This is a genomic window from Scandinavium goeteborgense (genome assembly GCF_003935895.2).
Classification (GTDB): Bacteria; Pseudomonadota; Gammaproteobacteria; order Enterobacterales; family Enterobacteriaceae; genus Scandinavium; species Scandinavium goeteborgense.
The window spans coordinates 1,463,428-1,485,219 of record NZ_CP054058.1; the positions used below are offsets into that span (position 1 = coordinate 1,463,428).

The window sequence follows — 21,792 nt, forward strand, 5'->3', positions numbered from 1 at the left end:
GGATAATCATCCGGCCTTCTTCATTATTTAACCTGCTGACCAGGCTGCGCACCGCTGTCCGGGCTTAACAGGAAAATATCTTTCCCGCCAGGACCTGCGGCCATCACCATTCCTTCGGAAATACCGAAGCGCATTTTACGCGGCGCAAGGTTTGCCACCATCATCGTCAGACGACCAATCAGCGCCTGTGGATCAGGATACGCAGAACGGATCCCGGAGAAGACGTTGCGTTTCTCACCGCCGATATCCAGCGTCAGGCGCAGCAGCTTGTCAGAACCGTCAACAAACTCGGCGTTTTCAATCAGCGCAATGCGCATGTCGACTTTGGCGAAATCGTCAAAGGTAATGGTTTCCTGAATCGGGTCATCCGCCAGCGAGCCAGTCACCGGCGCACTCAGGGCTTTCACTTCTTCTTTAGACGCCTCAACCAGGGCTTCAACCTGCTTCATGTCGATGCGGTTATACAGCGCCTTGAAGGTGTTTACCTTGTGGCTAAGCAGCGGCTGCTGAATGCTGTTCCAGCTCAGTTCCGTGTTAAGGAACGCTTCGGTACGTTCTGACAGCATCGGCAGCACCGGCTTCAGGTAGGTCATCAGCACGCGGAACAGGTTGATACCCATGGAGCAGATGGACTGCAGGTCAGCATCGCGGCCTTCCTGTTTTGCCACGACCCACGGAGCCTGCTCGTCAACATAGCGGTTGGCAAGGTCAGCCAGCGCCATGATTTCACGCACGGCTTTACCGAATTCACGGCTTTCCCACGCGTCGCCAATAGACTGTGCAGCGTCGATGAAGGTTTTGTACAGCTCAGGGTCAGCCAGTTCCGCCGCCAGCACGCCGTCAAAGCGTTTGGCGATGAAGCCCGCATTACGGGACGCCAGGTTCACGACTTTATTCACGATATCGGCGTTCACGCGCTGCACGAAATCTTCGAGGTTAAGGTCGATATCGTCGATGCGGGAAGAGAGTTTCGCGGTGTAGTAGTAGCGCAGGCTGTCGGCATCGAAATGGTTCAGCCAGGTGCTGGCCTTGATGAAGGTGCCGCGAGATTTGGACATCTTCGCACCGTTCACCGTCACGTAGCCGTGGACGAACAGGTTGGTCGGTTTACGGAAACCGCTGCCTTCCAGCATCGCAGGCCAGAACAGGCTGTGGAAATAAACGATGTCTTTACCGATGAAGTGATACAGCTCGGCGTCGGAATCTTTTTTCCAGTATTCGTCGAAGCTGGTGGTATCGCCGCGTTTGTCGCACAGGTTCTTGAAGGAACCCATGTAGCCAATTGGCGCGTCCAGCCAGACGTAGAAGTATTTACCCGGTGCGCCTGGGATTTCAAAGCCAAAGTACGGCGCATCGCGGGAGATATCCCACTGCTGCAGACCGTGCTCGAACCACTCTTGCATTTTGTTCGCGACCTGCTCCTGCAGCGCGCCGCTGCGGGTCCATGCCTGCAGCATTTCGCTAAAGGATGGCAGATCGAAGAAGAAGTGCTCAGACTCACGCATCACTGGCGTAGCGCCGGATACTACGGATTTCGGCTCGATAAGCTCGGTTGGGCTGTAGGTCGCGCCGCACACTTCGCAGTTATCGCCGTACTGATCCGGGGATTTACATTTCGGGCAGGTACCTTTCACGAAACGATCCGGCAGGAACATGCCTTTTTCCGGGTCGTAAAGCTGAGAGATAGTGCGGTTTTTGATAAAACCGTTCTCTTTCAGGCGGCCGTAGATAAGCTCGGACAGCTCACGGTTCTCATCGCTGTGCGTTGAGTGGTAGTTGTCATAGCTGATGTTAAAGCCGGCGAAATCGGTCTGATGTTCCTGACTCATTTCGGCAATCATCTGCTCTGGGGAGATGCCAAGCTGCTGAGCTTTCAGCATGATAGGCGTGCCGTGGGCGTCATCGGCGCAGATGAAATTGACCTGATGGCCGCGCATTCGCTGGTAACGGACCCAGACATCAGCCTGGATATGCTCCAGCATATGACCGAGGTGGATGGAGCCGTTGGCGTACGGCAGTGCGCACGTTACCAGAATTTTTTTCGCGACTTGAGTCATAGTGAACATTACTTCCTGCTTTTGAAGGGGGTGTCGATATTACCAAAACGCCAAATAATCCGCTACGCGAGTGGGACATTAATCCATATCTGAATAATTGTTACCTCCGCGTCGCACTCGCAGTTACAATTAGTTCTTCCAGAATAACGACAAAGGAGTCGGGATGAATTCACAATCCCAGGCCAAATCCCCGGAGCGCCTGCGTGCGATGGTCGCGGGTACGCTGGCCAACTTTCAGCACCCAACCCTGAAGCACAACCTTACGGCCCTGAAAGCGTTGCACCATGTGGCGTGGCTCGATGACATCATTCACGTTGAAATCCAGATGCCGTTCGCCTGGCAGAGCGCGTTTGAAGAGCTGAAAGAACAATGCAGCGCTGACCTGCTGCGCATTACCGGTGCGAAAGCGGTCGACTGGAAGCTGTCGCATGCGATTGCCACGCTGAAACGCGTTAAAAATCAGCCAGGCATTAACGGCGTGAAGAATATCGTTGCCGTGAGTTCCGGCAAAGGCGGCGTGGGTAAATCGTCTACCGCGGTAAACCTGGCGCTGGCGCTGGCCGCTGAAGGCGCAAAAGTCGGCATTCTTGACGCCGACATTTATGGCCCGTCCGTGCCGATGATGATCGGCGCAGAAGGCGAACGCCCGACGTCCCCTGATGGCACCCACATGGCGCCAATCATGAAATTCAACCTGGCCACCAACTCGATTGGTTACCTGGTGACCGATGACAACGCGATGGTCTGGCGTGGCCCGATGGCCAGCAAAGCGCTGTTGCAGATGCTGCAAGAAACGATGTGGCCGGATCTCGATTATCTGATACTGGATATGCCGCCAGGCACCGGTGACATTCAGTTGACGCTGGCGCAGAACATTCCGGTCACCGGCGCACTGGTGGTCACTACCCCGCAGGACATTGCGCTGATCGACGCGAAAAAAGGCATCGTGATGTTCGAGAAGGTCGAAGTCCCGGTGCTCGGTATCGTCGAGAACATGAGCATGCACGTGTGCAGCAACTGCGGCCACCACGAGCCCATTTTTGGCACCGGTGGCGCAGAGCGTCTGGCACAGCAGTATCACACCCAGCTGCTGGGACAGATGCCGCTGCATATCAGCCTGCGTGAAGACCTCGACCGCGGCACGCCAACGGTCGTCGCGCGTCCGGACAGTGAATTCACCACCCTGTATCGCCAGCTGGCAGGCCGCGTGGCCGCGCAACTTTACTGGCAGGGCGAAGTCATCCCCGGTGAGATTGCCTTCCGCGCCGTGTAAGCACTTGCTCGCAGACGTTACGCGCTGAACAGAAAGCCACCGTGGGTGGCTTTTTTTATGCCTTTTTCAGGTGGTAGGCTGCAACCCTTGCGGGGTGGATAACCAGCGCGGGGCCAGCATGGTATCGGTCATAAACGCGGTCAGCTCATACAGCAGGCCCTGCAACGTCTCTTCTACGCTGATGCTCAGCGGGTTGCCCGATAACAGGTGGCTCAGCGCCAGACAATACTCGCACAGCAGTTCGCTTTCAGTGTCCATGGCTGGGCGAGTGCGGGGCAGGGTGCTGACGGTAAACTGCGCCATCTGATTTTCATCAATCGGCTCAAGCAGCGTGGGTTGTAACTGGGTCAGGCATTCGTGCAGACGCTGGTAAAGCTCATGCTGCGTTGGCAGATGCTCAGTATCCAGCGCACCGGCGGCCAGCTTTTCGCAGTGGGCGGCGGCTTCGGCGAAGTCAGTTTGGGGTTCTATGTCAACATAGAGCAGAGGGTGGGTCCAGACGGCGGGCGCTTCCATGATGGTCTTCTCCAGAGTGTGGCAGTGACTGGTTATATATACAGTGCATTGTAAACTCTGACGTGACGCTGACAAGGGCTAATCCCTGAAGGAAGCTCCCAAAATTGAATGATAAAAATGTATGCGGATGGGGCGTCAGCGTAGACGGTAATGCAATAACCAGTAATCGCCATCCGGTGATGCGCCGCGGGCTTCGGTATGCCAGCCGTGATGATGATAAAACGTTAGTGCCTGCTCATTCTGTATCAGGCACTTCAGCGCACCGGTGCTGGTAAAGGTCGTTTGTACCTGCTCAAGCAGCGCGGCACCCACGCCCTGACCCTGCCAGTCGGGGTCAACAAACAGGTTATGCAGAAAGTTATCGCGTTCCCAGACGGAAGCAAACCCGACGCGGTGGCCATCAATTTCAGCGACCCACACGGTTTCATCGAGCGTAGCGGCATCAAAATCTTCCAGCTGCCAGTCGCTCCTGTCGGCCCACGGCCAGCTGATTTTACGTGCATGAAGGTATAAGGTGCGCAGGAAAGGACGGTCAGAAGGATGTCCTGGGCGAATGATCATCACGTTCTCCAGGTTAATTCAGAAGACACTGTGAGCGTCACGATTAACGCTCACAGCTTGCAGCATTAACGATGATAGAAAATCTCACCATCGTAGATCTTCATAATCTTGCCGTCGGTGTCGCCAATCAGGACGTAGTTGCCGCCCATGTAAGTCCAGTGGCTACCCGCATCCGGGGCAGGCAGGTTACGCAACTGCCACTGTTTGATGTTGTACTCTTGCGAACGGTACATTGCTGGCACGCTATCACCGATGTTGAAATGGGTGAAATCAGCAATAAAATCTTTTAACTCGTATTTCTGAATCCCAGAAGTTGGCACTGTTGCCGGTGCAGCTGATACCGCACCTGCTGTTGCCAGCAGTACGCCCAGAAGCATCATTTTTGTTTTACGCATACCTTCTCCACACATACATTTGCTAGACAGCCTGGACTTAAATTTATCGCCCCGTATCATTCCCGATGAAACCGTCTGCTGGCAAGCTCTTTACAGGCAAAAAGTGTAAGTAAACCTCGAAAGAATACTGTGTAAGGCAGGTGCTGGCGCGGCTGTCAGGCATTTTGAGACGATTCCGGGTTTTGTGCTTACAATGCACAGAGTTATCAGCAGGAGAAAGAAATGCTCAGACTGGAAGACTTAACGTTGTTTGTTCGCGCGGCGGCGTTGGGCAGTTTTAGCGAAGCGGCGCGCGAGGCGGGACTGCCGCCTGCGCAGGTGAGCGCGGCGATTAAGCGCCTGGAAACGCAGCTCAATATCCGCTTATTTGCGCGTTCGACCCGCAGCCTGCGCCTTACGCCGGAAGGGGAAACCTGGCTGCCGTTCGCCACCCAAATGCTCGACACCTTGCATGCCGGGCTGCAACAAATACAGGCCCCGGAAGATGAAGTTCGCGGTACGTTGCAGATTGCCGTGCCGTCCGATCTTGGTCGTAACCTGCTGTTGTCGGTGTTTCAGGCTTTTCGTCAACGTCACCCGGCGCTGCGCCTGCGGATACTCTTTTCCGACAGCCTGACCGACGTGTTCAAGGATCCGGTGGATGTCGCGTTTCGCTACGGCAATAACGATGATGCGTCCTTTATTTCATTACCGGTAGCGTCTGAAAACCGCCGTGTGCTGGTGGCGTCACCGGAATGGATTGCGCGTCACGAGGTGCCAAAAACGCCGGAAGAATTACGCCAGCACGACGTGCTGACCTATATTCTACGCGGGCGCGTTTACGATCGCTGGACGTTTATACGTGACGGGCAGATGCAGGAAGTTCAGGTCAACAGCAGCGTAATGAGCGACGACGCCGAGGTCATTCGACGGCTGGCTATCGCGGGCGAGGGGATTGCCAACAAATCCTGGCTCGACGTCAGCGACGATATTGCTCAAGGGCGACTGAACATTATTCTACCGGATTATCAGGGGGATAAGGTTCCGCTGAATATGATTTGCCCGCACCGAAAACAGCTCTCCACGGCGGTGCGTTTATTGTATGACGCAGTGTCAGAAAAATGCGCCACAATAATGCAACATATGCCGGATCGTTAACCGCCTTTTGTCGCGATAATAAGCAATGATTTCAATTTTTTTATTATCGCGCACCCGCCCAAATTTAACGTTAAACATGTTAATTACATCCTAAATAACATTGTTAATGTTTATTTTTGAACCCGTTTATGTTTGTCGCCTTACGTATGGATGCGTATTCTCTGTAAGCCAAACCTGTCTGCACCAGGCAGCTATCCCAGAGTAACTAGTGACCCATGCATAAATTGACGATTCATCCTTCGACATTGCTGAAGGAAGAAAATACGCTATTTAACACCGTCGCCCTGACGGTGACGACGCTAGTCCTTTTTCTTGCCAGCAGCGTGATGCAGCAAGCTGGGCACTTGGCTCTTTTCTGGCCGTTAAATGCCTTATTGGTGGGTCTGTTTTTACGCTTCCCCTTTTTAAATCGGCCGCATAACTATTTAATTTGTTCATTGGTTGTGCTGCTGGCTAATGCTGCGTCCGGTAATAATGATGCGGGTTCGGTCCTGATCACGATCTCTAATATGTCGTTCGTCGTTATTCTGACGAAAGCCATTTTATATGAGAAGAAAACGCCGGAAGAGCAGCTGAAAATTAACGTCCTGCGTCTCTACAGTTATTGTCTGTTGACGGCATTAATTTCTTCTCTGCTCGGAAGCTACGCGTTTGGACTGACGTCCCATCAGACCTTCCTCGATATTTATTCGGTCTGGTTCAGCGAGCAATTTTCTACCAGCGTGTTGGTCCTGCCTTTCCTTCTGACCTGGACTGGCAGCCTGGTGCCCAAAAAATTCGATCTTCTCCAGGTGATGCCGCTCAGCCTGCTGATTTTGTCTATCGTTGCCTCTTCGCACAGCGGGGGGATCGGCAGCCTGGCGGTAACGCTGCCGGCGCTGATTTGGTGTGCGATCAGTTATTCGCTGCCAGTGACCTGTTTGCTGACACAGCTAACGGGCATCGCCGAAGTGCTGATGGTGGATTCTCATTGGGTTTATAACGGTATTTCCGGACATATCACCCAGATTGTTTCTGCGCGCATGGGGATTGCCTCTGTGGCCATCAGCCCGGTGATGGTTGCCGTGAGCGTACAGGCTATCAACATGCTGGTTAAACAGCTGTCGGCCCGCGCCAATTACGACTATCTGACCCGCGTGCATTCGCGTTTTGGCCTGTATGAAAAATTACGTTTGCAGGATGAGAAAACGGTCAATACCGCGCTGAACGTACTGCTGCTGGACATCGACCATTTCAAAAGCATCAACGATACGCACGGCCACGACTGCGGCGACAGCGTATTGACCGAATTTGCTCGCCGGGTCAAAGACGTGGTGGGTGAGAAGGGCATTGTGGCGCGTATGGGCGGCGAAGAGTTTGCCGTCGTCATGCCAGATGCCTGCGGAGATAACGGCTACCTTCTGGCAGAAGAGATTCGTGCCGAGATTGAACAGATGGAAGTGAACTGGGAAGGGGACACGCTTTCCCTGACCGTCAGTATCGGACTGAGCCACGGCCAGGCCGCACGGCGCCAGCTGGTCGATGCCTTTGACAAACTGCTCTCCGAAGCCGACCGATACCTGTATCAATCGAAAAAAGCAGGGCGTAACCGCACCTCTGCCGCACCTGCTGTCATGGACAAACTTCTGGTGCCTTCTGCCTCTTAAGGCAAAAGGCACACTTTAATTTTTACCTCTTTTAACGCTAGAGCTAATGCAATCACCCAAGCTATGGAAAAGTCTTCCCTAAAAGCCTACCCATTCACTTTGCTGAAAAGTGTGATGATAATTTTGCTGGTCGCGCTGCTGGTCATGATCCTGTGCGCCACCGGTCTGCTCAACTATCAGTCCCGTAAAGCGGGTAATCTGATGAACGAGCAATTGTTAAACACACAGAGTGAGATGGTTCAGCTCAAGCTGGGAGATTTTCTCGACAACCCGCACCAGCTCAGCTTGTTGATGCAGAAATTCCTCCAGGGAGGCCAGGCCGCCGTCGATGATGGCATGGTGCGCCCAGAGTTAGTCTATTTAGGTTCTCGTGCTTTTGCCGATATGCAGGCGATGCAAAGCTTCTCCTGGACCGATGCCAACGGAAACTACTTCTCCGTAAAACGCGACAGCACCACCGGGCGTATTTTCCTTGAGCGAAGCACTCCGCAGGATCCGACGCAGCTCATCACCTACAGCGGGATTAGCGAGCAAAGCAACATCGTTAAATCGGTCAACAATTTCAACGTCAACAGCTTCTCGTGGTTCCACATCGCGCAGCATCAGCGTAACCCGTGGTGGATAAGCGAACCCGGCGTTAAAGGCCATATCGCGACCTATCATCTGCCGATATACACCAAAGAAGGACAGTTTGCCGGGGTGATTTCTACCGGACTGATGCCTGCCAAAATGAGCGGCTATCTGGCACAACTGCTGCCGAGTAAAGATTACTCCCTGCTGATTCTGGACGAAGACCAGCACGTGGTGGCCAGCACCGATAACGCGATGATGCCTGACAAATTGCCGTCTTCGCTGACTCACGAAACGGAAGACTGCAACTGCGATAAATTGACCTCATTCCACGTCAACGGTAAACGCTTTATGGCGAAGACCTTTGACGTGCGCGACAGTGAGTACCTGCTCAAATGGCACGGCGTGCTGGTTGCGCCGCATCAGGCGACGCTGGCAACGACCCGTCAGCAGCATTTGATGATTACGCTCGCCAGCGCGGCGGTGATTCTGCTGCTGATGGCGGCAATCAGCCTGGTTATCCTGCGTTTCACCGGCTCGCTGAAAGAGACGGCCGGGAAGGTCAAAGAGATGGGTTTCAAGCCGTGGAAAAAAGAGAGCAAAAAGCGGACTTTCCCGGAACTGAAGACGCTAAACGAAGAACTTGAACGCGTGGCTGAGCTGATGCCGTCGATGGGCGCGCAGCGTACCAGTCTTGAAGAAGATGCGGAAACCGGCTTCCTGACGCTCGGCGGCCTGATGCACACGCCTGCGCTGTATGACAACCGCAATCTGCTGGCGATGATCAAGGTCAGCAACTTCAATTCCGTCAAAAATGCGCTCGGTAGCGCGCTGGCGAAAGAGTTTATTCAGTCCTTTGCGGAACGCCTGCGCAGCATTTTGCCGGAAGGCGCCCTGTGCTGTCGCGACCGCGAAGACACGTTCATCATCGCCTTTACCGGGACGTATGAAAGCAAAGACGTGGCGTGGTATCGCGGCGTGATCACCTCCGTATTCCGCGAACAGTCGGCGGAAATTGCCGGTGAATCGCATATCTTTACCGGTCACGCCGGGATGATTATCGAACCGCTGACCGAAGAAGGCTTCAGCGAGTGCCTGCGTAACGTCAGCCTTGCCGTGCAGCACACCCAGAATCAGCGCAACGGCGCATGCGATCTCTATACGCCAGAAATGCGTGAAGAAGAGGTTAACAACCTGCGTCTGCACCAGGCCCTGCGCGACGATCTGCAAACCGAAGGTTTCCACCTTGTGTTGCAGCCTATCGTGCCGTTTGCGGAACAGGTGCAGTGTACGGAAGGGGAGTGCCTGATTCGCTGGCAGTCCAACGTGCTGGGCTTCGTGCCGCCGGACAGGTTCATCGCTCTGGCCGAACACACCGGCATGATCGTCCCGCTGGGCAAATGGATAATCGACACCGCCTGCCGCGAGCTGGCGACGTTTATCGCCCGTGGCGCGCCGCCTGACTTCAAACTGCACATCAATATCTCTGCGGTACAGCTGCAGCAGGCGGATTTCTCCCGTCATCTGCTGGAGTGCATTCATCGCTATGAACTGCACAACAACAATATCTGCATCGAGATCACCGAAAGTGTGCTGCTGCATGACACACACCGGATCGTCGAGATCCTCGCGTATCTGCGCCGCCTGGGCATTTCTGTGGCGATCGATGATTTCGGTTCCGGCTACTCGAGCCTGTCTTATCTGCATTCCCTGCCGTTCGACTGTCTGAAAATCGACCGTGGCTTTGTGAGAAACGTGCTGGAAGACAAGAAAAGTGAAGCGGTTATTGCCTCTGTGCTGATGCTGTCGCGCAGCTTCGAGGTGCCGCTGGTGGCTGAAGGGGTGGAAACCGCCGAAATGGCCGCCAAGCTGCACGAAATGGGGTGCGATCTGGCACAGGGATACTATTACTCACGACCAAAACCGTTTGCCGATTTTGTGACGGCTAATGGTCAGTTTATTGTGCAGCCCGAATAAAAGGCTGAGCGGAAACCGAGGCGCACTATGCAAATCCTGAAGGAAAAGTTCTCCGTCGACACCTATCCGTTGTCGTTGACCAAGACCATTTTGTTGACGCTATTGCTGACGTTTTGCGTGGTGTTCGCCACCATGTATACATTCCTGAACTATGCCGGATACTCGTTCCTCGACACCCTCAGTGAGGAAATCCTCAGTTCGAAAAAGCAGACCATCGAGCGGGCGATTAATAACTACATTAATGTTCCGCAGCAGTCGAATGCGATTGTGGTCCACGCCCTGAGCAATATGGATGCCAGCACCTTTTCGGTGCGGGATCTCAGCGGTCTGCTGATTAACAACGTCACCAATGTTTTTTCCGAGCGTGACTATCTCGACATGGTGGAGTTCGGCAGTGCCAATAATGATTTCATTGGTATCTCGCACGACAGGCTGCAAGAGAACTATCTTGGGATAAAAGACGCCTTAACCGGCAATCAGCTCACGTTGCTCAGTGACTACAGCCTCGATTCGTCTGTTGAAAAAGTGATCTCCGCATACGATAACAACTCGCGCATCTGGTACAAGGCGGCGGCAGCCGATCGCCGATCGCACTGGACGCCTGCTTTCCGTGATTATGATGCCGCTGGAACGGCGGGTATCGCCTGGAGTTCACCGGGCTTTGACCGCTACGGTACGTTCATGGGCGTGGTGGCAAGCGAGCTGCATTTCTCTGAACTGAACAATAACCTTGAGCATTTCAAACCGTACCCGGAAAGTATTCTGCTTATCGTGAACGATAAAAATGAGCTGGTAGCCTCGTCGATGCCGTCGTTGACCCAATCGATGCTCAAAGAGAACCGCCACGAACTGGTGCTGCAAACGTTAGATAAAATCGGCGTACCGGAAATTGTGAGTGCCGGACACGCGCTGGCGACGCGCAAAGCACCTGGAATGTTGTCCGTTAAGGTCAACGGCAAGCGTTTCTATGCCGACACGTTTGATGTCAAAGATCAGGAAGGCCAACTGCACTGGAAAGGGATCATTGTGAGCCCGGCTACGGCAATTACCCAGACCATGCTTAATTATGGTCAGGTGGTGATGCTGGTGCTGTTTATCGCCTGTGGTCTTGGTTTCCTGGCGGTTGGTTTTGTGCTGTCACGCGCCACACGGCCGCTCAATGAGATTGCCCGTAAAGCAGATGAGCTGGTGACGCACCGCTGGACACCTTCCAAAGATAAACGCCACTTCCCGGAAATCGCCTCGCTGGAAACGACCTTTATGGCGCTGTCGCACAAGCTGGCAGAAAGCTTTGAATTGCAGCGTAAAAAGATTGAAGAAGATGACGGCACTGCGTTGTGGACCCGCGCGGGATTGCGCCAGCAGCCTTCGCTTTATAAGCGCCGCAACATGGTCGGACTCATCCACATCAACAACATGTACAGCATCGTGAATGCGTTGGGGACTGAGTTCGCCGATACCTTTATTAACGAGTTTATTTCCCGACTGCGCAACCTGCTGCCGACCGATATTCTGATCGCGCGTGACACCACCGATAAACTGCTGGTGGTATTCCCGGGGATGAATCAGCACAAGGATTACCTGCGCTATCGCGGTGTGATGGAATCGATGTTCATGGGCGAAGATAGTGAGCAGCGGGCCAACGACAATAAATACGTCTACACCGGCAACGTGGGCATGGTTATTGAGACGATCACCGAAGAGAATTTCTCGGCGATCCGCCGCCGTGCAGGCATGGCATTGCTGCAGGCAGAGGCGATCGGCAACGGCGTAGTTGAGCTGTTCTCACAGGAAATGTACGAAAAAGAGCTGTACAACATCAAGCTGCATGAGTATCTGAACGATGCGATTCATCAGCATGAGTTCCATCTGGTGCTACAGCCGATTATCGATCAGAATGACGAAGAGCACTGCCGTGAAGGTGAGTGTTTGCTTCGCTGGAAATCCGAAGCGTTAGGCGAGATCCCACCGACGCGCTTTATTCCGCTGGCGGAAGAGAGCGGCCTGATTGTTCCACTCGGGAAATGGGTGATTGAAGAAGCCTGCCAGAAGTTGGCGGAAATGATTGCCCGCGGCGCGCCGAAGGATTTCCTGTTGCACATTAACGTGTCGGCCATCCAGCTGCTCCAGCAGGATTTCGCCTGGCATCTGATGGATGCAATCCGCCAGAATGGCCTCGCGAACAGCAATATCTGCATTGAAATCACCGAAAGTGTGCTGATGCAGGACATGCAGCGCATCGGCAAAATGCTGAGCTATTTGCGCCGCCACGGTATTTCAATCTCGCTGGACGATTTTGGTTCCGGCTTCAGCAGCCTCTCGTACCTGCACGCATTGCCGTTCGACAGCATCAAAATTGACCGTAACTTTGTCCACGGCGTCATGGGTGATGAAAAAGCGCAGTCGGTCATCAGCTCGCTTATCGTATTGGCCAGCGGCTTTAACGTACCGCTGATCGCCGAAGGCATAGAAGACGAAGAGGTGATGATGAAGCTCAAAGCACTGGGTTGCGAGAAAGCGCAGGGTTACTACTTCCGCCGCCCGGCAGAATTCTCAGACTTCCGTTGCGAAGCGGGTGAGTTTTACTATCAGCCTGGCGATGAGCGGAAGGAAGAGCCGGTTTAACGTCCTGGGCAAAGTAGAGAAAGAAAAGCGGCGTTGTAAGAGTCAGCATCATCGAGAGCTGGCTCTTACTGGCGAATGATCCGGAAGCAAATTTATCTCCTTACCGCTCATTTTTGCTGCGGGGCTGGCTTCATCCACGCATCATCATATTTGATATTTCCTTTAACGTAATTCCATTCAATCCCTCTGAACCTGAGCCCTACTACTTCATGCATGTTAGGCGAAGAACTCCCCGGATAATAAACATGTGTGAAATCCACAGAGGAAATCACTACGCTTTCGAGCGTAATGGTAAAGGTTTCAACTTCGATACCCGCTTCTACAATCTCAAAATATCTAATTACCGCTTTTTGTAAGCGTTTAGATTCGCATACCGCAATCGCAAGATAAGGACTGACTTTATCCAATTGCTTATGCAGTATCACCGGATTGTGTTGCCGGGCCCCGGTCATGTTTCCAGTATGGCTATCAACGCTTTGTCTGACCCCGTAGCTGCTGTTCATTACTTCTATCGCACCTTCGCGGCCTGGGATAATACAATGACCAGGAACCAGTACTCCATTTTCATCATAAAGAAATAAATAAGCGGGTAATGACATTGTTATAGATCCTCTTTGTTATCAGTGAAGTGTAAGTGAGAATGTTTCTTTCCGTTTAATATATATGTGAAAATATAACGGTAACCTGTCTTTAAATTTAATTTAATGCAGGAGTTAGGATAGGTTAGGTTTAAATTTTCACCTGATTTTATTATTTTATACTGCCCACTTTCGGCAGACTCAACTCTGTAATAATTAAGTGTGTCGCTTTTGTTTACACTAAAGCAAATTACATCATCATGTATAAACACTCCACGCTCTGTAGTAGAGATATAATCCCCAAGGTTTGTTAATTGACCATTGTTATCAATGAAAAACTCATGTACAAAGTTCTTTCCATTTAGACCATAGGAAATGACATAACTATGCCCATATTTCCATTGAATGTTTATACAACTGCCAGGGTAAAAAAGATGTAGTTTTACATTGCCAGAAGAATCTAAAAAAATAATGTCATCATTATTTGTAGTGGTGATGTTGTAATAGTTTAATTCATCCTTATTATTGATACTAAAACAAAGACTATCCCCATTAATTAAAGTGGGTTTTGTTTCAGGAGCTCTGGGGCCACCAGGGCAACCTACTAACATAATGACTAATGGTATATATACTAATATTTTCATCCAGGAAATCCTTTTAATACGGATTTGTATTTTTGAATGAGTAAATGTATAGATTGCTCAGGCGTGTAGTCCCGATACTCGTATAATGAATTATCATTAAAGCCATGTTGTAGCAGTAGCCAATAATCACTCACAATACTGGCTTGTTGCTCAAGACCATAGTGCAGCAAATCTGCCTTATCTAAACTGTAACTGTAATCGGCAAAACGAGAAAATAAGCCTCTGGTTCTTACAAACATACCTTTTTGGTTTTGCCATACGTGCATCATTTCATGCATGAAGATATGTTTCTTCTTAGGATTATGTTCTAATGAAAAATCAGGTGAATACGTTTCCTCTCTAAACCACATTTCACCGTCAGGACTCATAGCTACGGTGATAGGTTGTAGATTAAAGGGAAGATAGCTTTCTCTGTGTACCCACACACGAGAGTATTTAATGCTGTAGCCATATAACGTCTTCGCCAATGCTATTTCACCAATGGTGAGTTGTCGGATCCCTCCGGGGCCTATACGTGTTCCTGATGTGGGATCTATTGTTTCATTAACTGGCATAAAAAACCCTGACTCCCTGGTGGTTTATGTTTTGAAGCCTACTCCCTATTAATTAAAAGAGAAATTATTTTTTCTGTGAATGAGTTTAATGCCAAAGAGTGACGTTAGTGGTTTAACTAATAAGTATCGACATGCTGAAGGTTATTTTTAGTGGAAATGGCAGGTTTATAGTATTGTCTTTTTTATTATGTGTTCCCTTAATTATTATTCCTCTGTCACTGCTTAGTGCGGCTGCTCGAGGATCATCGTTTGCGTCTGACTCGGCTGACACTCGTCTCGCGAATAGCAATATCTGTATTGAAATCACCGAAAGCGTGCTGATACAGGACATGCAGCCATCGGCAAAATACTGAGCTACTTCCGCCGCCCGGCAGAGTTCTCAGACTTCCGTTGCGAAGCGGGTGAGTTTTACTATCAGCCTGGCGATGAGCGGAAGGAAGAGCCGGTTTAACGTCCTGGGCAAAGTAGAGAAAGAAAAGCGGCGTTGTAAGAGTCAGCATCATCGAGAGCTGGCTCTTACTGGCGAATGATCCGGAAGCAAATTTATCTCCTTACCGATCATTTTTGCTGCGGGGCTGGCTTCATCCACGCATCATCGTATTTAATATTTCCTCTAACGTAATTCCATTCAATCCCTCTGAACCTCAGTCCTACCACTTCATGCATGTTAGGCGAGGAACTCCCCGGATAATAAACATGTGTGAAATCCACAGAGGAAATCACCACGCTTTCGAGCGTGATGGTAAAGGTTTCAACTTCAACGCCGGCTTCTACAATCTCAAAATATTTAATCACCGCTTTTTGTAAGCGTTTAGATTCGCATACCGCAATCGCCAGATAAGGACTGACTTTATCCAATTGCTTATGCAGTATCACCGGATTGTGTTGCCGGGTCCCGGTCATGTTTCCAGTATGGCTATCAACGCTTTGTCTGACCCCGTAGCTACTGTTCATGACCTCAATAGCACCTTCGCGGCCTGGGATAATACAATGACCAGGAACCAGTACTCCATTTTCATCATAAAGAAATAAATAAGCGGGTAATGACATTACAGACCTCCTAAATGTGTCAGTCGACCATTATTATCAATAAAAAACTCATGAATATAATCATTGCCATTAAGGCCATAGGAAAGGGTATAAGAATAGCCATAATGCCATTTGAAAATAATACAGTTATCAGGATAAGATTGATGTAAGTCTTCATTATACTCAACTACACTATCATCGATATTTTCACTTGATTCGATGCGGTAGTAACTCAACACATCTTTCTTATCCACGCTAAAGCAAAGGTGATTGCCCTCAATAAACGTAGATCTCGTATGGGGACCAGGTTTTCCACCGGGACAACCTGTTAATAGTAATATAAAAGGGATAGCAATGAATGTTTTCATCCTGGAAATCCATTTAGCACTGATTTATATTTTCCTATAAGTGAATAAATTGATTTATTTGGGTTGAAATCACGATATTCATATAAGTTGCTGTTCCTTGCGAAACCGTGATGTAACAATAACCAATAATCACTCACGATTGATGCTTGCTGCTCTAAACCATAGTGAAGCAAATCAGCTTTATCTAAGCTATAGCTGTAATCGGAAATACGAGAGAATAGCCCTCGGGTTCTGACAAACATGCCTTTTTGGGTTTGCCACACGTGCATCATTTCATGCATGAATCTGTGTTTATTTATTAGTTCCGGTTCTAATGAAAAATCGGGTGAATACGTTTCCTCTCTAAACCACATCTCACCGTTAGGGCTCATCGTCACATTTATGGGTTGTAGGTTAAAGGGAAGATAGCTTTCTCTGTGTACCCACACACGATAGTATTTAATGCTGTTGCCATACAACGTCTTCGCCAACGCTATTTCACCAATGGTGAGTAGCCTCAAGCCTCCGGGAATGATAATTGTACCCGACGTAGGCTTGATAAATTCATTAACTGGCATAAAAACCCCTGATTCCATGGTGGTTTATTTTTGAAGCGTACTCCTTAGTAATTAAAAGAGAAATTATTTTTTCTGTGAATGATTTTAATGCCAAAGTGTGACGTTAGCTGTTTAACTAATAAAGTGTCGACAGGCTGAAGATTATTTTTAGAGGGAGTGGCAGGTTTATAGGATTATATTTATCATGGGTTCCATTAATAATTAAGGGCCACCGCGGTGGCCCTTTTTATTATTCCTCGGTCACCGCTTTGTGCGGCTGCTCGAGGATCATCGTTTGCGTCTGACTCAGGCTGACACCCGCCTCGCGAAGCATTTTGAGGATTTCGTATAACAGGTCGCTGCGCGTTGAGCTGACCATGCGCGGGCTGTTCACATAACCTGTCACGCTCAACACAATGCCGTTAGGTCCGAGCTCTTTAAAGCTGACCGACGGTGCCGGTGCGTCCAGAATGGATTCATGCAGGGTATAAGCCATCAGTAACAGGTTGCGCACCTGTTCAGGATCGATATCCAGTGGGAAGGTCAGGGCGATGGTCGCCACTCCCTGTGCGTTCCCCATGGTGGCGTTGCGCACGTTCTGAGAAATAAGCTGCGAGTTCGGGACGATCACCGTCGATTTGTCGCTCAACTGGATTTCCGTCGCGCGGACGTTGATACGACGAATATCCCCCTCCACGCCGCTAATACTCACCAAATCGCCCACTTTGACCGGGCGTTCAGTCAGCAAGATGAGGCCGGAGATAAAGTTCTTCACAATCTCCTGTAGACCAAAACCGATACCCACCGACAGGGCGCTGACAATCCACGCCAGTTTGTTCCATTCGATGCCGAGCATCGAAAGCGTCAGCATGATGATCAGGACGTAACCGACGTTCGTGAATAGCGTGACAAGCGATGCACGCAGACCGCGGTCCATCATAGTTTTTGGCAGGAAATCGTTATCAAGCCAGCGACGGGTGGAGCGCAATATGTACCAGCCGACGACCAGACACAGGAAGGCATTCATGGCATGCGCCGGGATAATACTGATCCCACCGATACCTTCCCCGCCCCAGATATCCACGATTTTTTTCAGCAACTCTACTGGCGTGGTGGTGCCGAAAGTCCCGTTGAGTAGGGCAATGGCTGCCATCAGCAACAGCGAGGTTTTACCGACGGCCGAGAACAGCGTTGCTGCGAGGGACAGATGGCGATCGTTAAGGCTCAGCGTACTTTTGAGTATTTTGCCGCTTTGGGTGGAAGGCGAGAAAACGCACTCACAGAGATCGACCACGAAGTGAATCAACAGATACAAGCAGCTGACGACCAGACCAATCCACAGCAGCTCGAAGGTAACAAAGCGAGCCAGCGGGATATAACCAATCAGCAGCGCACCCAGAATGACCACTGCCGTCAGGCTTATCACCAGATGAATCAGGCCGGCAATCGTGGAGCGCGCTTCCGTTTGCTCGCCATCGGCCCGCATTTTGCGGCGCATACGGTTAACGCGTACCGGCGCTATCAGGCAGTTCAGCGCGACCAGCAAGGCCGACAACCCGTTGCCAAACAGGGTGGCGGCAATACTGGTCCCGACAAGGGCGTTGAGCTGCTCTAGAGTGCCAAAGATAAAGATAAACGTGGCCAGCAGTGCAGGAAACGAGCCGAGTGTTTTTGCCAGCGAATCGGCAATGCCCGGCAAACGCCAGGAAGGATGGCTGTTAGAGAGTAAGGCTATCCCAAGCCCGGCGATGATCGCCGAGAAATAGGTGAGCTCAACGAGCTGATCGGCAAACTCCAGCACTGGCTGCGAGGTATCCGGTAACCGCGTGAAGATATGACACAGCAGCTGCATACTGATACCCAGCGTGAACATCGTGCTGAGTGTGGTGAAACAGGCGAGAAAACTGCGACGGAAACGCCCCTGCGGTAACCAGCGGGGGAGCATCCAGCCGACGGGTTTATCCAGTGCCATGCGTCCGAACAGACCAATAATCAGCGCCAGTAGCAGACAGAAACCTGAGCCAAAACGCCATTCATCGCTCCAGGCCTGATCCCAGGCATCGCTAACCTGTAAGCCAAAATCTTCAAAGCGCGCGGTATCTTTCTCAGTGGGATTGATAAGCGGTGCCCAAAACTTCTCGCCCAGAATACTGCCCGTATTCAGCGCAATTTGCGTTTTCAGCGCATCGCGGCGTAAGCCAAAGATTTGCGCGGACAAGTTTTGCGCCCCCACGCCGATGGCTTTGGTTTGCTCAATCTGAGTGGTGAGAAGGGTCTTACTATTATTGAGCTGTTTACGCTGGCTAACGACCTGCGGGGTTTCCGTCAGGGTGCCTGGCGCAGGCGGCGGGCCGAGAACATCAAGCTGAGCCTGAACCTGTGCCAGCTGAGGCGCCAGCGCCACACCGAGCTTATCGGCGTCGCTAACAAGCTTCTGCGCTTCATCGTTCAGGGTAGTGAATTGTTTATCCGCTTTCGCGGCAGACACTTGCTGCTTCAGGGTATCCAGGCGTTTTTGCAGCGCGGGAAGCGCGAGGTTGGCATTAACCTTAACAGGTTGCTCCACGTCGGTTTGCGCGGGGCTGTCATCCGCCTGAGACAGAAAAGGTGTGATCATCAAGCATGACAACAATGCCAGTAGCAGCGGCACTTTTAACATTTTTCGCATAGAAGGATGTACCTGAAATTTCACTCAACAAGGGACCTGGGTCTGATCGGCTAAGAATACCTGTTATTTGTGAAAATCCTATCAGGGAAATCTGTGTTAAATGGGGACGTGTCAGGGGGAAGGGGGTTGGCTACGGCAAGCAACTGCCCAGGTCGGGTAGAAAGGGGGCTCACTCGCCCCTTATCTTAAAATTCTCTGGATAATGTGAGATATCCATTAAACCGAATGGAGCACTCATCTTCATTCATAAGGCTAGAGGCAATAAATACATCCTTTTTATTGCTCTTATTGATATACGTATATTTTGCTGTGAGAGCTTTTGTCTGATTCTCATAATAGCTAGAGAAATAATCACTTTCTTTTAATGTCAGCTCGCGGTTCTTAGCCTTGTCTGCGGTATAATCTTGTTTAGCCAGCGAATCAGCATAAAGTTTAGATACAGGTGCGATATTGATAATTTCTACGGCTGTCTTCTCCTTCTGAACAGCAGAAGCGTCAATCTTTAAGTCTTTTTGTATTGCAGAAAACAAAGAGGATTCCATTGATGTGCCAACACTTTCACAGCCTGGTTGTGCATACGAAAGTTCAGGCATGCAAATTAAAGCAACTAAGCTAAATATTATTTTCATATTAATCCTCTACGACAATCTCAATAGACCTTCTTTTCCGTATATATTAACCGAACCTTTAACGTGATTTCCTGCATCATCGGTTAGCCACAGATAAACGGGTATCGCCATTTCTAAATTCCTTCTTAATGAGTTCCGATGTTGAATGTTTATCGTACGCTTTAATAACCGGATAGTGTGAATGGTTTTTCTGAACAGTTTCTAAAGAAGTCGTCAGCACCGTTTACAAGGCTCCCCACTGACATTACTATCCTGTTGAGAAATTAATGGAATGTTAATCACAACCTATTGATTTTGATTTAAATGACTCGGGGTGCCCTTCTTTGTGAAGGCTGAGAAATACCCGTACCACCTGATCTGGATAATGCCAGCGTAGGGAAGTCAGAGACCCTCGCAGGGTATCGCTTCTTACCGACTGGCAGGAGCATACTATGCAACCTGACCTGTTAAGTTCCGCGCAGCTCGCGCACATTTCACGTCTTTTTCGTAACCGTTCGCCGCTCGTTCACTGCATGACCAATGACGTAGTACAAACGTTCACCGCCAATGTTTTGCTGGCGCTGGGTGCCTCCCCGGCGATGGTGATTGATGCCCAGGAAGCCCCGCAGTTTGCCGCCCTTGCAGATGCGTTGCTGATTAATGTCGGCACGCTGACCCAGGAACGCGCGCACGCCATGCGCTTAGCCATCGACAGTGCCAATGCCAATAACACGCCCTGGACGCTGGACCCGGTGGCGGTGGGGGCGCTAAGTTTGCGGACGGAGTTTTGTCAGCAGCTGTTGGCGCTGCGTCCGGCGGCGATCCGCGGCAATGCTTCTGAAATCATGGCGCTGGCGGGCATGAGCCACGGTGGGCGCGGGGTCGATACCACCGACACCGCCGCCGCTGCATTACCGGCAGCCGAGGCGCTGGCGCGTCAATATTCAACGCGGGTCGCGGTCACCGGTGAAGTGGATTACGTCACCGATGGGCGTCGCACGCTGATGATTCCCGGCGGCGATCCGTTAATGACCCGGGTGGTCGGCACCGGCTGTGCGCTGTCAGCCGTGGTCGCCGGGTGCTGTGCGCTGCCGGGCGATGCCCTGGACAACGTGGCTGCCGCCTGCGCCATGATGAAACGCGCGGGGCGTGCGGCAACTGAAAACAGCCGTGGGCCGGGCAGCTTTGTCGCCGCTTTCCTCGACGCGCTTTACGCGGAGGGGCAGCCATGAAACGGATTAACGCCTTAACTATCGCCGGAACCGACCCGAGCGGTGGGGCAGGGATCCAGGCAGACCTGAAAACTTTCTCGGCGTTGGGGGCTTACGGCTGTTCGGTGGTCACCGCGCTGGTGGCGCAGAACACACATGGCGTGCAGTCGGTTTATCGCATCCAACCGGATTTTGTCGCGGCCCAGCTGGATTCGGTATTCAGCGACGTGCGCATCGACACCACCAAAATCGGCATGCTGGCGGAAACGGATATCGTCGAAGCGGTGGCGGAGCGTCTGGCGCGCTATCGCATCAAAAACGTGGTACTCGACACCGTGATGCTGGCGAAAAGCGGCGATCCGCTGTTGTCCGCCTCGGCGGTTGCCACGTTGCGCAGTCGGCTGCTGCCGCAGGTTTCATTGATTACGCCGAATTTGCCGGAGGCCGCCGCATTGTTGGATGCGCCGCACGCGCAAAACGAACGCGAAATGCTCGAGCAGGGTCGGGCGCTGCGGGCGTTGGGCTGCGAAGCGGTGCTGATGAAGGGTGGTCATCTGGATGATGCCGAAAGCCCGGACTGGCTGTTTACCGCCGAGGGTGAAACGCGGTTCACCGCCCCGCGCGTGCAGACAAAAAATACCCACGGTACCGGTTGCACGCTATCGGCGGCGTTAGCGGCGCTGCGTCCGCGCCACGCAAACTGGCTGGAAACGGTGCCGGAAGCCAAGCGCTGGCTGTCGGCGGCGCTTTCCGCGGCGGATTCTCTGGAGGTCGGTCACGGAATTGGCCCGGTGCATCATTTTCACGCGTGGTGGTAGTATACTGGCTGAAACGGTCTG

Annotated in this window: 19 protein-coding genes and 1 riboswitch; of the genes, 7 read left to right on the forward strand and 12 right to left on the reverse strand. The window is 51.5% G+C overall.

Annotation, left to right across the window (positions count from 1 at the left end):
• Positions 1–23: 23 nt before the first annotated feature.
• On the reverse strand, positions 24–2,057 hold the full coding sequence (gene metG / locus A8O29_RS07715; RefSeq protein WP_125354342.1) for a methionine--tRNA ligase: 2,034 nt from the start codon (positions 2,055–2,057) through the stop codon (positions 24–26).
• 163 nt (positions 2,058–2,220) lie between these two features.
• Between metG and apbC the strand changes: the two genes are divergently transcribed.
• Positions 2,221–3,330: an iron-sulfur cluster carrier protein ApbC gene (apbC, locus tag A8O29_RS07720; protein WP_125354298.1), complete on the forward strand. Its 1,110-nt coding sequence runs from the start codon at positions 2,221–2,223 to the stop codon at positions 3,328–3,330.
• A gap of 66 nt (positions 3,331–3,396) precedes the next feature.
• Here apbC and A8O29_RS07725 read toward each other — a convergent pair whose 3' ends face one another.
• The 3 genes from A8O29_RS07725 to A8O29_RS07735 form a co-directional block, all read right to left on the reverse strand.
• A complete protein-coding gene (locus tag A8O29_RS07725; protein ID WP_125354297.1) occupies positions 3,397–3,846 on the reverse strand; it encodes a hypothetical protein in 450 nt (149 codons plus the stop codon).
• 135 nt (positions 3,847–3,981) lie between these two features.
• Entirely contained in the window at positions 3,982–4,407 is a 426-nt protein-coding gene (locus tag A8O29_RS07730; protein ID WP_125354296.1) for a GNAT family N-acetyltransferase, read from the reverse strand.
• A gap of 65 nt (positions 4,408–4,472) precedes the next feature.
• Positions 4,473–4,802 carry an RcnB family protein gene (locus tag A8O29_RS07735; RefSeq protein ID WP_125354295.1) on the reverse strand — a complete coding sequence of 110 codons (330 nt, stop codon included), beginning with the start codon at positions 4,800–4,802 and terminating at the stop codon, positions 4,473–4,475.
• Between the two features lie 222 nt (positions 4,803–5,024).
• Between A8O29_RS07735 and A8O29_RS07740 the strand changes: the two genes are divergently transcribed.
• The 4 genes from A8O29_RS07740 (at position 5,025) to A8O29_RS07755 (ending at position 12,757) form a co-directional block, all read left to right on the forward strand.
• The gene (locus tag A8O29_RS07740; RefSeq protein WP_125354294.1) at positions 5,025–5,939 is read left to right on the forward strand and encodes a LysR family transcriptional regulator; all 915 of its coding nucleotides are present in this window, start codon (positions 5,025–5,027) and stop codon (positions 5,937–5,939) included.
• Between the two features lie 215 nt (positions 5,940–6,154).
• A complete protein-coding gene (locus A8O29_RS07745) occupies positions 6,155–7,585 on the forward strand; it encodes a GGDEF domain-containing protein (protein ID WP_125354293.1) in 1,431 nt (476 codons plus the stop codon).
• 114 nt (positions 7,586–7,699) lie between these two features.
• Positions 7,700–10,132: a putative bifunctional diguanylate cyclase/phosphodiesterase gene (locus tag A8O29_RS07750; RefSeq protein ID WP_246316645.1), complete on the forward strand. Its 2,433-nt coding sequence runs from the start codon at positions 7,700–7,702 to the stop codon at positions 10,130–10,132.
• Between the two features lie 27 nt (positions 10,133–10,159).
• On the forward strand, positions 10,160–12,757 hold the full coding sequence (locus A8O29_RS07755; RefSeq protein ID WP_125354291.1) for a bifunctional diguanylate cyclase/phosphodiesterase: 2,598 nt from the start codon (positions 10,160–10,162) through the stop codon (positions 12,755–12,757).
• Between the two features lie 107 nt (positions 12,758–12,864).
• Here A8O29_RS07755 and A8O29_RS07760 read toward each other — a convergent pair whose 3' ends face one another.
• From A8O29_RS07760 to A8O29_RS07795, 8 genes are all read right to left on the reverse strand, one after another.
• Positions 12,865–13,356, reverse strand: a complete 492-nt coding sequence (locus tag A8O29_RS07760) for an Hcp family type VI secretion system effector (RefSeq protein ID WP_125354290.1) — start codon at positions 13,354–13,356, stop codon at positions 12,865–12,867.
• Between the two features lie 2 nt (positions 13,357–13,358).
• Positions 13,359–13,979, reverse strand: a complete 621-nt coding sequence (locus A8O29_RS07765) for a putative T6SS immunity periplasmic lipoprotein (protein ID WP_174081277.1) — start codon at positions 13,977–13,979, stop codon at positions 13,359–13,361.
• Positions 13,976–14,533, reverse strand: coding sequence for a type IV secretion protein Rhs (locus A8O29_RS07770; RefSeq protein ID WP_125354289.1), 558 nt, complete (start codon positions 14,531–14,533; stop codon positions 13,976–13,978). The genes A8O29_RS07765 and A8O29_RS07770 overlap by 4 nt, the downstream gene beginning before the upstream one ends.
• Positions 14,534–15,091: 558 nt before the next feature.
• Positions 15,092–15,583: an Hcp family type VI secretion system effector gene (locus A8O29_RS07775; protein ID WP_125354288.1), complete on the reverse strand. Its 492-nt coding sequence runs from the start codon at positions 15,581–15,583 to the stop codon at positions 15,092–15,094.
• Positions 15,583–15,930: a putative T6SS immunity periplasmic lipoprotein gene (locus A8O29_RS07780; RefSeq protein ID WP_125354287.1), complete on the reverse strand. Its 348-nt coding sequence runs from the start codon at positions 15,928–15,930 to the stop codon at positions 15,583–15,585. Before A8O29_RS07780 ends, A8O29_RS07775 begins: the two co-directional genes overlap by 1 nt.
• Complete coding sequence (locus tag A8O29_RS07785) at positions 15,927–16,487, reverse strand: type IV secretion protein Rhs (protein WP_125354286.1); 561 nt, start codon at positions 16,485–16,487, stop codon at positions 15,927–15,929. Before A8O29_RS07785 ends, A8O29_RS07780 begins: the two co-directional genes overlap by 4 nt.
• A 229-nt stretch (positions 16,488–16,716) precedes the next feature.
• Positions 16,717–19,134, reverse strand: coding sequence for a DUF3772 domain-containing protein (locus A8O29_RS07790; RefSeq protein WP_125354285.1), 2,418 nt, complete (start codon positions 19,132–19,134; stop codon positions 16,717–16,719).
• 185 nt (positions 19,135–19,319) lie between these two features.
• Complete coding sequence (locus A8O29_RS07795; RefSeq protein ID WP_420854018.1) at positions 19,320–19,676, reverse strand: Shiga toxin A subunit; 357 nt, start codon at positions 19,674–19,676, stop codon at positions 19,320–19,322.
• 386 nt (positions 19,677–20,062) lie between these two features.
• Positions 20,063–20,159, forward strand: a riboswitch (TPP riboswitch).
• Between the two features lie 35 nt (positions 20,160–20,194).
• Between A8O29_RS07795 and thiM the strand changes: the two genes are divergently transcribed.
• Together thiM and thiD are read left to right on the forward strand one after the other, a co-directional pair.
• The gene (thiM, locus tag A8O29_RS07800; protein WP_125354284.1) at positions 20,195–20,974 is read left to right on the forward strand and encodes a hydroxyethylthiazole kinase; all 780 of its coding nucleotides are present in this window, start codon (positions 20,195–20,197) and stop codon (positions 20,972–20,974) included.
• The gene (thiD, locus tag A8O29_RS07805; RefSeq protein WP_125354283.1) at positions 20,971–21,771 is read left to right on the forward strand and encodes a bifunctional hydroxymethylpyrimidine kinase/phosphomethylpyrimidine kinase; all 801 of its coding nucleotides are present in this window, start codon (positions 20,971–20,973) and stop codon (positions 21,769–21,771) included. The genes thiM and thiD overlap by 4 nt, the downstream gene beginning before the upstream one ends.
• Positions 21,772–21,792 lie beyond the last annotated feature (21 nt).

Coding starts and splice junctions, on each gene's coding strand:
- metG (WP_125354342.1), bottom strand. CDS start 2,057: ATGACTCAAGTCGCGAAAAAAATTCTGGTAACGTGCGCACTGCCGTAC.
- apbC (WP_125354298.1), top strand. CDS start 2,221: ATGAATTCACAATCCCAGGCCAAATCCCCGGAGCGCCTGCGTGCGATG.
- A8O29_RS07725 (WP_125354297.1), bottom strand. CDS start 3,846: ATGGAAGCGCCCGCCGTCTGGACCCACCCTCTGCTCTATGTTGACATA.
- A8O29_RS07730 (WP_125354296.1), bottom strand. CDS start 4,407: ATGATCATTCGCCCAGGACATCCTTCTGACCGTCCTTTCCTGCGCACC.
- A8O29_RS07735 (WP_125354295.1), bottom strand. CDS start 4,802: ATGCGTAAAACAAAAATGATGCTTCTGGGCGTACTGCTGGCAACAGCA.
- A8O29_RS07740 (WP_125354294.1), top strand. CDS start 5,025: ATGCTCAGACTGGAAGACTTAACGTTGTTTGTTCGCGCGGCGGCGTTG.
- A8O29_RS07745 (WP_125354293.1), top strand. CDS start 6,155: ATGCATAAATTGACGATTCATCCTTCGACATTGCTGAAGGAAGAAAAT.
- A8O29_RS07750 (WP_246316645.1), top strand. CDS start 7,700: ATGATAATTTTGCTGGTCGCGCTGCTGGTCATGATCCTGTGCGCCACC.
- A8O29_RS07755 (WP_125354291.1), top strand. CDS start 10,160: ATGCAAATCCTGAAGGAAAAGTTCTCCGTCGACACCTATCCGTTGTCG.
- A8O29_RS07760 (WP_125354290.1), bottom strand. CDS start 13,356: ATGTCATTACCCGCTTATTTATTTCTTTATGATGAAAATGGAGTACTG.
- A8O29_RS07765 (WP_174081277.1), bottom strand. CDS start 13,979: ATGAAAATATTAGTATATATACCATTAGTCATTATGTTAGTAGGTTGC.
- A8O29_RS07770 (WP_125354289.1), bottom strand. CDS start 14,533: ATGCCAGTTAATGAAACAATAGATCCCACATCAGGAACACGTATAGGC.
- A8O29_RS07775 (WP_125354288.1), bottom strand. CDS start 15,583: ATGTCATTACCCGCTTATTTATTTCTTTATGATGAAAATGGAGTACTG.
- A8O29_RS07780 (WP_125354287.1), bottom strand. CDS start 15,930: ATGAAAACATTCATTGCTATCCCTTTTATATTACTATTAACAGGTTGT.
- A8O29_RS07785 (WP_125354286.1), bottom strand. CDS start 16,487: ATGCCAGTTAATGAATTTATCAAGCCTACGTCGGGTACAATTATCATT.
- A8O29_RS07790 (WP_125354285.1), bottom strand. CDS start 19,134: ATGCGAAAAATGTTAAAAGTGCCGCTGCTACTGGCATTGTTGTCATGC.
- A8O29_RS07795 (WP_420854018.1), bottom strand. CDS start 19,676: ATGGAATCCTCTTTGTTTTCTGCAATACAAAAAGACTTAAAGATTGAC.
- thiM (WP_125354284.1), top strand. CDS start 20,195: ATGCAACCTGACCTGTTAAGTTCCGCGCAGCTCGCGCACATTTCACGT.
- thiD (WP_125354283.1), top strand. CDS start 20,971: ATGAAACGGATTAACGCCTTAACTATCGCCGGAACCGACCCGAGCGGT.